The sequence below is a fragment of the Myroides sp. 1354 genome (assembly GCF_030324495.1).
Classification (GTDB): domain Bacteria; phylum Bacteroidota; class Bacteroidia; order Flavobacteriales; family Flavobacteriaceae; genus Flavobacterium.
Map to the genome: position 1 here is coordinate 33,904 of NZ_JACAGN010000008.1, position 11,770 is coordinate 45,673.

An 11,770-nucleotide genomic window follows, 5' to 3' on the forward strand; every position below is an offset into this window, starting at 1 on the left:
AGAAAATAAAACTTCTTATTTTTCGTTACTCATGTTTCTTTTCTTTCTTAAAAAAAGAGAAGCGGCATACACTATGGTGAGACCGCTAAAAATTGTACCAGCTATAATTGAACCGTAATGAACTAGAAAAGCAGAAAAAGCCATTCCACTCATGATTATAATAAAAGCAAATATAGTTCCCATAGTATTGATTCTAATACTACCTTTTACATCACTTTCTAAAATAGTAGTCCTATGATTGAAAGCAGCATGTCTAAAATCTTGTTCTTTTTCAGCTCTTGCTTTTAACCAGGTCATAATTTCAGGATCCATTTCTTTTAGTTTTTGAATTTCAGTAGCATCAGGTAGTAAATTATCATCAAAAACCTCAGTGTGTTCTTGCTGGTATCCGTTTCCATTCTTATGATCAACAGTTGTTTGCTTTTGTGTTCTCTGTTGTTTAGCCATAAGATTAACGTTCCTTCGGGTAGTATGCTAACGCCTTTTTATAATCTTTAGCTATGTTGTGGGCATCATTGCTAAGGTTATGTCTGTCGTCTTTAGTTGTGGGTATTTGATTTTCTTCCCTCAACCTTTTTCTCAATTGAATAACTTCTTTATTATCCGATTGATATGCTCCATTGAAATTATCTCCAATATTTTGGAAGAGTGAGTCAAAAAGAGATTCTATTTTTAAAATTAAACTACTCATTCGTTTTTTTTGATTAATTAACTATTTTGCAAATCATGATGTTTTTTATATAAAAACGAATATAAAGATACATAGATGCATTTATAAAAACAATAGGGTTGTTTAATAATTGTCTGATTTTTAGCTTGTTGTGTTTTATTTTTATACTTTTTTAAAGTATTGATTTGATTAGTTAATTATCAACATGCTATTATATCCTATGATAAAAAGCTAAATTATAGCGTAAGGGTAAGTTGAAGTAGGATGATTGTTTTAAAAAGGAAGGAAGGGTAAATCTACCAAGCTCTTTTTTCGGTTGTAATCGGTTTTGTGAGATCAAACACCACATTAAAACTCGTTTTAGAACCAGCGCGTTGTAAGTTATAGCTGTATGCTTTTTCGTCAATGGTTACCCACCAAAGGTTAGAAGCTGCCGCAGGAATGCTTAGTGCTGTTTCTTGATCTGCAGGAAAGTATTGAATATGTTCGGTTCCCGTATTAGTTGTTGTCCCTCCATACATGGTAATTTCATCGGGTTGACCATTGGGTTGACGGTGATCGTGTTTGAGTTCAACTCGATCCCCTTTTAAGGTAAAGACCCAAGTACGAGAAAGATCGTCTCCAACAAAAAAAGCGATTTTCACTTCTCGTTTGTCACAAGCAGCTACATACATGATTAATTCCTTATTGTCAAAATCGGCGGGAATAGGAGAGGAAACAATACTTCCTTTATATGCCTTACCACAGTGTTGTGCGAGGTTTTGGATAAACTGTTGCGAAGAATTAGGTGTTTGAGCCTTTGTGCAAAATACACTGCTGATACAAAACAGCAAAACAAGTAGATTTCTCATCGTGAATGTAATATATAAAAGACTAAAGATAAGGGGATAAAGGGTGTTTACCTAATGTTTGACAAAAAGAAGGGCAATTATCAACATAAAACGCACGGTAATCCCCAACAAAAATCTTATTTTTGAGAAAAGCTAAAAACAATGATTAGATTGACTGAACAAATCGTTCAAGTGGATGACCAAGCTATATTTGTGCATTTGTATGCCTGTGAGAACTCCAAAACGGACACAACTTTAGTTTTATTGCACGATTCACTGGGCAGCGTAGAATTGTGGCGTGATTGGCCGAAGTTGTTAGCTGAGCAATTGCAATGTGATGTTATGGTTTATGATCGCGTGGGCTATGGAAAATCACAACCCCTGTACACTTCGTATAGAGCTCAGGATTATTTAGAACAAGAAGGTGAATTTTTAGAGCGTTTGCGTCAGGTTTTGAACTTGGGAAAGATTGCTGTATTTGGACATAGTGATGGAGCATCTATCGCTTTGTGGTATGGTGTTTTATATCCTGAAAACACAAGAGCTATGGTCATTGAAGCAGGGCATGTTTTTGTAGAAGAGGTTACACTGCAAGGAGTAGCTGATGCAAAAAAGGCGTATGAAGAAACAGACTTAAAGCATCGCTTGGCAAAATATCACGGCGAACGCGTTGAAAAGCTGTGTTATGCCTGGTTTGATATTTGGTTGGATCCCGCTTATCGCAATTGGACCATGGTGCCTGAATTGCATCGTATCACCTCTCCTTTATTATTCTTACAAGGAGATTTGGATGAATACGGAACCTTAAAACAAGTAGAAGAAACGATTCGTCACGTAAGCGGAGTGGCAGAAAAATACATCTTTGAACAAGTCGGACATATCCCGCATAAAGAACAAAAGGAGAAAACCTTAGCATTGATTATCTCCTTTTTAAATCGGTACTTATAAGTTGATTAAATGTTCAATTTTATCTAAAAACAATTGTTCAATTCGAGGATCTTTGGCTTGTAAATACGAAGACTTCAAACTATTTAAGTATTGATCTAAATTGGTAATTACACTGCCTTGCGCCAATTCAAAGGGCACTTGAAGATTCTTCGCTTTAATGGTTTCTAGGGCGGTTTTGATATAAGTTTCTTTATCCATTGTGTTTGTTGTATCGGGAGCAAAGATATAAAATCATTTGGAGGATAAAAGAGAGACAAAAAGAATAGCCTCATTTTGTAAGGGATGAGGCTATTTTTACTTATCGTGGTAACTCGATGGTATAGGTTTTTCCTTTTGTTTTTACGCTGGTATTCACCAACCAAGGGTTGTATAACTTCAATAGTTTATAGTTAGCTCCTTGTTCAATAGCAAACATTGGTAAATCATCAACATCTTTATCCAAGGTAATAGTACGCATTGGAATTGGAGGATATTTCTCTGATTTCGGAATGTCGTATCCATATTTTTGTGGATTAGACATAATTTCTTTCATCGCTAGAATTCGAAATACATAACGAGACGTTTCTTGATTTAAAAATAAATCATAGTAATTGTCCACGTATTGGGAGTTCATCGCTTTTGTCATACCTGCCATGCCGCGGTTGTACGCTGCTGCTACCATGGTCCAAGAACCAAAACGAGCCTTAGCATCTTTAAAGTATTTACAAGCGGCTTCTGTTGCTTTTTCTAAGTGATAACGCTCATCGATATAGTCATCTACTACTAAGTTGTATTCTCCCGCTGTTCCCTTCATAAATTGCCAAAATCCAGAAGCTCCCGCAGAAGAAACGACATTAGATAACGTACTTTCAATAACACAGAGGTATTTAAAGTCGTCGGGAATATTGTTTTTCTTTAAGATGGGTTCAATAATGGGGAAATAACGTTCTGCTCTTTTGATGACCAAGGTAGTCGATGAATGAAGATTCGCATTGATAATCATCTCTCGATCAAAACGCTCTTTGACATCCAGGATGTCTAGGGGTGTTTTTTCTCCAGCAAAATTTGCGGTTAATGGAAGTGGTACATGATGATCCGTTGGGTTTTTGGTATCTTCTGGATTAGCAGTTTCATGTGCTGTTGCAAAAATAAACGTAGAGGCTATGCCGACAACTGCCGTTGTGTAAAGCACGTTTTTGAGATTCTTTTTCATCGTTATTTCAATATAATTTTTTCTAAATGTTGGTTAAACCACTTGTATTTGACAATAATCATAGCGTGTGTTCCTCCTGGAACTTCAATTGCATTTCGTATGTTTTTAAAAGGAAATACCTCATCTTTTGTACCGTGAATATGAACGACGTGGTTTAATTCTTCTTTTTGATCCCAAGTCAGAACGGCTTGTATACACCAATTCAAATAATGGGGATCTCGAATAGACAAGTAGCGGTTGTACATGGCTACGCGTTTCTTCTGTTTGTCATTGCCATAGCGTTCAATCATACGCAATAAAAATTCAACTCCATGCGTCGGAATAAGCTTGTACACTTTGGTGTATTTAGCCCATTTAAAACGCTTGGGAAATTCTTTGTTTGAGCGTACACTGGAAATAATGATTACTTTTTGAACGTTGATTCGCTTGGCGATTTCCTGTGCGATTATCCCTCCAAATGAAACGCCTACCAAGATAGGATTATTCTGTTGAATAAGGGGAATGTATTTTTGTACATAATCGGCTAAGCTTTCTTTTTTTTCACAAGGCAACCATTCCAAAAAATGTAATTCAAAACGGGAAGTATCCCATTCCAATCTTTCAAAAATGAGGGAGGTTGACGACATTCCAGGAAAGAAAAAAATAGGTATTTTGTTCATTTTAAATAAATTAACATAGTTAATGGGGGTGGTGTGGAAAAAAATGACGAACTTTGATAAATATAGGGATAAAACTTTTTGTATCCACTGTATAAATCCGCTAAAAATTTCTTAGGATATCATTTTGTTATGGAAGGACGCTTTTGTGTCTATATTCTTTTTTTGCTATGAAAAAGACATATGCCTAACCTGAAAATATAAAATTTTAGTATAATGGAAATTAAAGACAATGAACTACTTCGTCAGTTTGAGCTCGAAACCGATCAAGGTTTGCTTAGCGTGGAGTATTCACTTCAAGAGAGAAAAATCTTTCTTACCAAATTAAAAGGATTCGAAGAAGGAGTGCAAGCACAATCCATCGATTTCTTAAAAGGAGTACTGGACATCGTTAGAGAAAAACGATTGAGAGTTGTTCCTACACACCCAAAAATTGTTTCTTTCTTTAGGAAAAACCCTATTTACAAAGAAATGCTTCCTCCAGGGATAAGAATTTAATCCTGTGAGAATTTAAAACCCACTTATAACATACACAACATACCCCCTTAAAAGGGTGAAAAAAACAAAAACCTGTTTGAATGTCAATCCAAACAGGTTTTTTAATTTAATCTAGAAAATCGAATCGAACGATACCGTCTTCATCAATCTTTGTTAATTTAATTGGACGTAAAGTATTCACTAATGCTGGATCCCAAGGGGTTTTTACTTTGACGTAGTTTTCTGTGAAGCCGTGGATGTATCCCTCTTTGTTTTCACTTTCAAATAAAACGGTCTTTTCCTTTCCTAGTTGAGATTCGTAAAACGCTCGGCGTTTTTTTACCGATAGACCACGCAACATTTTACTTCTCTTGTTTCTCACTTCCATTGGAACAACACCTGCCATGTCAATAGCCGCTGTATTGTCGCGTTCGGAATAGGTGAATACATGTAAATACGAAATGTCTAAATCACTCAAAAAGGTATAGGTTTCTAAGAATTTTTCGTCTGTTTCTCCAGGAAAACCAACAATAACATCTACACCAATGCAACAGTCAGGCATAACAGAACGGATTTTTTCCACACGCTCTACGTATAATTCACGCATATAACGGCGTTTCATTTTCTTTAGAATGTCATTGCTTCCTGATTGAAGCGGAATGTGAAAATGCGGAACAAAGGTTCTACTTTGAGAAACGAATTCAATCGTTTCGTTTTTCAATAAGTTGGGTTCAATAGAAGAAATGCGCAAACGCTCAATTCCCTCCACTTGATCCAAGGCTTGAACCAATTCTAAAAAAGTGTGTTCGTGTTTTTTATTTCCAAATTCACCTTTTCCATAGTCGCCAATATTTACCCCAGTCAAGACAATTTCCTTGATATCTTGAGCGGAAATTTCTGCTGCATTTTTCAATACATTTTCCATGGTATCACTTCGAGAAATTCCTCGAGCTAATGGAATTGTACAGTAGGTACATTTGTAATCGCAACCGTCTTGCACTTTCAAGAAAGCTCTTGTACGATCTCCGATTGAATAGGAACCTACGTAAAAATCGGCTTCTGAAATTTCACAAGAATGCACCTGACCCATTTCATTTTTAGAAAGGTCATTGATGTAATCGGTTAGTTTGAATTTTTCCGTTGCACCTAATACTAAATCAACTCCATCTACATTCGCTAATTCAGCGGGCTTTAATTGGGCGTAACAACCGACAGCAGCGATAAAAGCTTTGTCGTTTTTCTTTTGCGCCTTTTTTACTATTTGTTTGAATTGTTTATCTGCATTTTCGGTTACAGAACACGTATTAATTACATAAATGTCTGCCACATCCTCAAATTCAACACGATCAAAACCTTCATCTACGAAACTTCTTGCTATTGTTGAGGTTTCAGAAAAGTTTAGCTTACATCCCAAGGTGTAAAAAGCTACTTTTTTTCTATTTTCCATAATCATTCTTTACTATGAGTAGTAACTTTGAAGTATATTTACTCTTTGTTGTCACAAAGCGTGCAAATTTACGTACAAAATTCGGTTTGATGAAATCAATAATTTATTATATATCAATTCTTTGTGTTGTCTTCACAGTTTATTCTTGTCAAAAGAAAAGCGATGAAAATGAGAGAGGTGCGGTATTTCGATACAATGAAAGTTCAAATATTCAAACACTTGATCCTGCTTTTGCGCGAAGTATGGCGATTATTTGGCCGTGTAATCAGCTGTTTAATGGATTGGTTCAGCTCGATGATCAATTGAATATAGTTGGAGATATTGCTCAATCATGGCAGGCTTCTGCAGATGGATTGACGTATGATTTCACTTTGCGTCAAGGGGTGTATTTTCATCCTCACCCTGCTTTCGGATCAGCGCAAACTCGAACAGTTGTAGCTAGTGATTTTGTTTATAGTTTAGATCGATTAACAGATCCTAAAGTAGCCTCTCCAGGAGCTTGGATTATGCAGAAGGTGAAGCGCTATGAAGCAGTAAATGATACGGTGTTTCGCTTGGAACTCAAAGAGTCTTTTCCCGCTATTTTAGGGTTGTTATCCATGCGCTATGCTTCTGTGGTACCTCGTGAAGTGGTGGAAGATTCTCAGCATGATTTTAGAACTCACCCTATCGGAACGGGACCTTTTTATTTTAAATTTTGGGAAGAGAGTGTCAAATTGGTTTTGAGACGCAATCCCAACTATTTTGAAAAAGATGATAAAGGTGTGCAATTGCCTTATCTAGAGTCGGTCGCCATTACTTTTCTTCCAGATAAACAAAGTGCGTTTTTACAGTTTATCCAAGGGAAACTCGATTTTATTTCGGGACTAGATCCTTCCTATAAAGATGATTTAATCACTTTAGAGGGGCAGTTGCAAGAAAAGTATCAATCGCTGGTACAAATGGAAACTGGACCTTATCTCAATACAGAGTATTTGGGATTCAATATGGGAGATAAACAAAGTGCGATAAGCGATAAGCGAATTCGACAAGCATTGAATGTTGGATTTGATCGCGAAAAAATGCTCAAACACTTAAGAAGTGGAATGGGGACAACAAAAGTAGGAGGGATTATACCTCAGGGACTTAAGGGAAATATTCAACTGGCAACACTTTATGACATACCCCTAGCAAAAGCCTTAGTGGAAGCATATAAAAAGGAATATAAATTGTCACAAGTGGTGATTCCACTAGCAACCAATGCTGGCTATTTGGATATTGCTGAATATTTGCAAAGAGAGTGGCAAAAAATCGGCTTGACTGTCGAAATTGACGTTATGCCACCTGCGACCTTGAGGCAAGGAATGGCTTCTGGAAAAATTGCTTTTTTTAGAGGAAGTTGGATTGCGGATTATCCCGATGCGGAAAATTATCTCTCTCTTTTTTATAGTAAAAACAAAGCGCCTAACGGACCTAATTACACCTTCTTTGCTAATAAAACCTATGACCAATGGTATGAGAAAGCTTTGCAGGTTACAAATGATCGCGATAGAGAACAGTTGTACGAACAAATGGATCAGCTCATAGCTGAAGAGGTACCAGTACTCATTCTTTTTTATGATCAAGCCGTTCGATTTAGCCGAAAAGATATTCATCAACTGGGAATAAACCCCATGAATAATTTATTTCTAAAAAAAGTAAAAAAAGAGTAAAGTAAATTTTTTTTTCTTTTCTTAGAGAATTCTTTTAGATATAGTATCTTTGAATTTACAGCGTATCAATAAGATACTCTATTTAGTTGAATACAACCTTACACACGAGTTATTATTATGAATGAGTTAGTCGTTCTAATTGTGGATGACGAGATGAAAGTTGCCGAAGTATTAAAACATCGATTGCTCAACAGCATTCGAACCCAACACAAAATGGTGTTTTATACCGCAAAATCAGTCGCCGAAGCAGTAAAAATGATTGATCAATACATGCCAGATTTAGTTTTCTTGGATATTCAGATGCCTAAAGAAAATGGATTGGCTTTGTTTGACTACTTTAAACAACCACTTTCATTCGAAGTGGTAATCACTAATGCCTATAGTCAATACGCCTTAGAAGTATTGAATGAACATGCTTGTCTATACTATTTGTTGAAACCAATAGCGGTTGATAATTTACAGCAAGCGTATGACAAATTTGTAGAGAAAGAAGGACAGCAGTCTTTCATTAAGTTAATTAAAAACAACCAAAAACGAGAGGTTGTAGCTGTGGAGGATATCCTCTATTGTAAAGCAGACGATAATTACTGTGAAATCTATCTACAAGATCAGAAATATTTGATATCCAAAACATTAGGAGCAGTGTCTTCGAAGTTGCAACACCCTCAATTTCATCGCGTTGGGCGTTCTTATGTGGTTAATATGAAGCATATTAAACATATTGAAATGGGAACAAACCGCATTGTTTTTAAGGATAAAGTTATTATTAATGAGCAAGAGATCCATCATGATATTGTAGTTTCAGCTACTAAAATGAAAGAACTTAGATGGCTTGAAATATGAGGAATTGGTTTGGGTTTCTGCTATTTGTTTTGGCGTTTCCCTTGCTTTATGGACAAACAACGGTGACCAAACGTTATACAACGGAAGATGGGCTGATTGCCAATGATGTTCGAGCACTTTTGTTGGATTCTAGAGGGGTACTTTGGATTGGTTCTAGAGCCGGATTAAGCGTTCGACAACAGGGTAAAATTGCCATTGACAATGAATCCCTACAGTATCGCTATACGAATGTTACCAGTATTGTAGAAGATCAGCATCAGGGAATTTGGATCGGTAGCTATGGGCAGGGAATCTTGTACAAAGGCAGAAAAAAAACGCTTTTGTTTAACGAGAAATCAGGATTATTTTCCACTCGAATTAATGCGCTTTTTGTTTCAGGGCGTACCTTGTATATTGGTACCTCTGAGGGAATTTGTAAGATTGATATTCCAACGTTGGAAATGGAGAAATACCAACCGAACAATATCCTTACCACTCCAAGTCCAGTTTCTAGTTTTTATCAAATTGACCAAACGGTTTTTGCTACGACGATTAATCACGGGGTTTTTCAAGTAGAAAGAGGAGCATTAATCCCAATCAGTGAAAATAAAGAAGTAGTTGCTTCTATTTTTGATGTAAAACACCAAACATTGGTATTGGGATTGAAGTTTGATTTAGAAATTCACCAGCTTCAGTCTGATCAAGCCATGGTGAAACACAGTATTAAAGGAACTCGCTTCTTTCAACAAGTAGAGGATAAAGTCTATTGGGTAGGAGCAGATATCTTAAATGAAGGAGGTGGAATTTATGCGTGGGATGGAAAACAAGTTGAAAAACTCAACCAGAAGTACGGCATCTTTAATGCAGAACTTTATAGCTTAGCTTATGATGCAAAACGGAATTTTTTGTATGTAGGCAGTAAGAAACAAGGTTTGTTTCAAGTCGATCTTACTTCTCCTTTGCGTTTTGATCCCCGTTTTGGCCCCATAGAAGCCATTACTTTATATCGAAATACTGTCTATGTGTTTGGTCAACAGGGACTTTGTTTGGTACGGGACAATCAGATAACACATACCCTTGATAAAGCGGTGTTTAAAGCCTATCAATTGGCACATAATAAAAAGTTTATCGGATTGACCACTCGAGCGAATCATTTCTTTGAACTAGAACATCAGATTCCAGCAGAACAAATTCAATTTTACAAAGCTATTCAAGGGGCAAATTCTATCTGGGTTAGTACGAATATTGGCTTGTTTCAGTTAAGCATTCAAGGACGTATTGAAAATTACTTTGGCATTCACACCTATCAATACGATTTTATTCAAGACAAGCTCTTGGAAACTGATCCTTATGGAGGAGTAAGACTCTATCAAAGTATTGTTGATTTTCAATATAAATTCCTCGATCGTCAGGAGGGAAGTTTTGTCCCACGTGATATTGTTGCCATGCAAGCTATTGAAGATAAAATGTATTTGGCAGGTGCTTTGGATGGATTGTATATCTATGAAAATAATCAATTCCGTTCCTTGTTAAGTGAAGGAGTATTTGCTGAAAATCGATTGAAGTTTCTTGCAAAAGGAGAAGGAAAAACGCTATATGTAGCTACAGATTTTGGCGATATCTACTACTTAGATGTTAGTGGTCAAAATCCAAAAGTTATTCAAAAAATTCCACAACAAGCTATCTTAGGGCATGGAATAACCTTTTTACATTATTGTAAAAATCAATTATTAATTGGAACAAATAGAGGAATTACAGTATTAGATCCAAAGGGAACCTTCTTGTTTGATACGGAACAAGGGCTGGATAACTACAACGTAAAAAGCAGTGCAATTTTAGGAAATCAATTAATTTTAGGAACAGATGCCGGGTTATATACCTTAGATTTAGATTATTTTAAACCTCAATTAAAGGAGTATGATTTAGTTGTATCGTCGATTAAGGTGAATGAAACAAAACTGGATTTGCAATCCCTAGGGTATGAGGGAAATAGAAAGTTAGTATTACCTTATGATCAAAATTCCATTTTTGTCAACTTTGTCCTCTTAGGAGCGAAGTATCCTGAAAAATTAAGGTTTCAATATCGCGTAAAACCAACAGAAGAATGGTTGGAATTAGAACAAAGTACGTTGTCATTGAATTATTTAAATAGTGGAGAATATCCCATTGAAATTAAGATTTACGATTATGATAAGGGAACTGTACAAATAAAAGCCTTATTGGATCTGACCATTATGCCTCCTTTTTATTATAGTTGGTGGTTTTTTAGTATGCTTGTTTTGGTGGGTATTGGTATCGTTGTCTTAGTTATACAGCGAATGAAACGCAGACAAGAAATTAAGGATAAACAGTTGCGTTATGAGAAGAAAGTGGCTGAATTAAAGGTGCTTTCGGTTCGAAGTCAGCTGAATACTCATTTTATTTTTAATGTATTAAGTTCTTTTCAATATTTTATTATCGCCCACAAAGAAGAGGAAGCTTTATATTATTTAGAACGATTTGCCTCTTTAATTCGAAAAACACTAAATCTATCCATGGTGGAACAAGTGAGTTTAAAGGACGAACTCGATTATATTTTGGGGTACTTTGAATTGGAAAATATGCGTTTGGATGAACGCGTTCAGTTGGAAATCGACTTAGATCCACAAGTGAATAAGTACCATATCATGATTCCTCCTTTATTACTTCAACCATTTGTTGAAAATAGTTTAGTACATGCCTTTCCTGAGAGCATTGAGCATCCTAAAATAAAGGTAAACGTATATCTAGAGGGACAGGATGTTATTCTCGAAGTCATAGACAATGGAATAGGGAAGCAAACAATGCCACAGTCACTGTCTAAACACGATTCTAAAGGATTGTTTTTAGTTAAAGAACGCATGAAAATGATTCAAGAATATTTAGAAGAACACATTAGTATCGAATCAACGACGGAAGGTACCCGTGTTCGACTGGTTTTGAAACAGGCTTTGAATTAAAGAAATCAAATAAAATCACGTCAATTATTTGTTAATAAAACGGAGGAATGACAGAAAGC

At 36.0% G+C, this 11,770-nt stretch carries 12 protein-coding genes; 5 read left to right on the plus strand and 7 right to left on the minus strand.

Features of this window, described 5'->3' with window-relative positions; translation table 11 throughout:
- Nucleotides 1–15 precede the first annotated feature (15 nt).
- From HX004_RS09940 to HX004_RS09950, 3 genes are all read right to left on the minus strand, one after another.
- Nucleotides 16–447, minus strand: a complete 432-nt coding sequence (locus tag HX004_RS09940) for a YrzE family protein (protein WP_286442339.1) — start codon at nt 445–447, stop codon at nt 16–18.
- 4 nt (nt 448–451) lie between these two features.
- On the minus strand, nt 452–691 hold the full coding sequence (locus HX004_RS09945; RefSeq protein ID WP_286442340.1) for a hypothetical protein: 240 nt from the start codon (nt 689–691) through the stop codon (nt 452–454).
- A 275-nt stretch (nt 692–966) separates the two neighbouring features.
- Nucleotides 967–1,521, minus strand: coding sequence for a hypothetical protein (locus HX004_RS09950; protein WP_286442341.1), 555 nt, complete (start codon nt 1,519–1,521; stop codon nt 967–969).
- Nucleotides 1,522–1,662: 141 nt separating this feature from the next.
- Between HX004_RS09950 and HX004_RS09955 the strand changes: the two genes are divergently transcribed.
- On the plus strand, nt 1,663–2,448 hold the full coding sequence (locus tag HX004_RS09955; protein WP_286442342.1) for an alpha/beta fold hydrolase: 786 nt from the start codon (nt 1,663–1,665) through the stop codon (nt 2,446–2,448).
- On the opposite strand, the gene HX004_RS09960 is transcribed toward HX004_RS09955, so the two are convergent.
- The 3 genes from HX004_RS09960 to HX004_RS09970 form a co-directional block, all read right to left on the minus strand.
- Entirely contained in the window at nt 2,443–2,646 is a 204-nt protein-coding gene (locus HX004_RS09960) for a hypothetical protein (RefSeq protein WP_286442343.1), read from the minus strand. The two genes, HX004_RS09955 and HX004_RS09960, sit on opposite strands and share 6 nt — an antisense overlap.
- A 100-nt stretch (nt 2,647–2,746) precedes the next feature.
- Nucleotides 2,747–3,640, minus strand: coding sequence for a lytic transglycosylase domain-containing protein (locus HX004_RS09965; RefSeq protein WP_286442344.1), 894 nt, complete (start codon nt 3,638–3,640; stop codon nt 2,747–2,749).
- 2 nt (nt 3,641–3,642) lie between these two features.
- Nucleotides 3,643–4,299 (minus strand): alpha/beta fold hydrolase, encoded by a 657-nt coding sequence (locus HX004_RS09970; RefSeq protein WP_286442345.1) that lies wholly within the window; start codon nt 4,297–4,299, stop codon nt 3,643–3,645.
- Nucleotides 4,300–4,512: 213 nt separating this feature from the next.
- On the opposite strand from HX004_RS09970, the gene HX004_RS09975 reads away from it, so the two are divergent.
- The gene (locus HX004_RS09975) at nt 4,513–4,794 is read left to right on the plus strand and encodes a GNAT family N-acetyltransferase (RefSeq protein ID WP_002990470.1); all 282 of its coding nucleotides are present in this window, start codon (nt 4,513–4,515) and stop codon (nt 4,792–4,794) included.
- Between the two features lie 106 nt (nt 4,795–4,900).
- On the opposite strand, the gene mtaB is transcribed toward HX004_RS09975, so the two are convergent.
- A complete protein-coding gene (gene mtaB / locus HX004_RS09980) occupies nt 4,901–6,220 on the minus strand; it encodes a tRNA (N(6)-L-threonylcarbamoyladenosine(37)-C(2))-methylthiotransferase MtaB (protein ID WP_286442346.1) in 1,320 nt (439 codons plus the stop codon).
- An 89-nt stretch (nt 6,221–6,309) separates the two neighbouring features.
- Here mtaB and HX004_RS09985 point away from each other — a divergent pair, with 89 nt between their 5' ends.
- From HX004_RS09985 to HX004_RS09995, 3 genes are all read left to right on the plus strand, one after another.
- The gene (locus HX004_RS09985; RefSeq protein ID WP_286442347.1) at nt 6,310–7,911 is read left to right on the plus strand and encodes an ABC transporter substrate-binding protein; all 1,602 of its coding nucleotides are present in this window, start codon (nt 6,310–6,312) and stop codon (nt 7,909–7,911) included.
- A 117-nt stretch (nt 7,912–8,028) separates the two neighbouring features.
- The gene (locus HX004_RS09990) at nt 8,029–8,754 is read left to right on the plus strand and encodes a LytR/AlgR family response regulator transcription factor (RefSeq protein WP_286442348.1); all 726 of its coding nucleotides are present in this window, start codon (nt 8,029–8,031) and stop codon (nt 8,752–8,754) included.
- Complete coding sequence (locus HX004_RS09995; RefSeq protein ID WP_286442349.1) at nt 8,751–11,711, plus strand: sensor histidine kinase; 2,961 nt, start codon at nt 8,751–8,753, stop codon at nt 11,709–11,711. Before HX004_RS09990 ends, HX004_RS09995 begins: the two co-directional genes overlap by 4 nt.
- Nucleotides 11,712–11,770 lie beyond the last annotated feature (59 nt).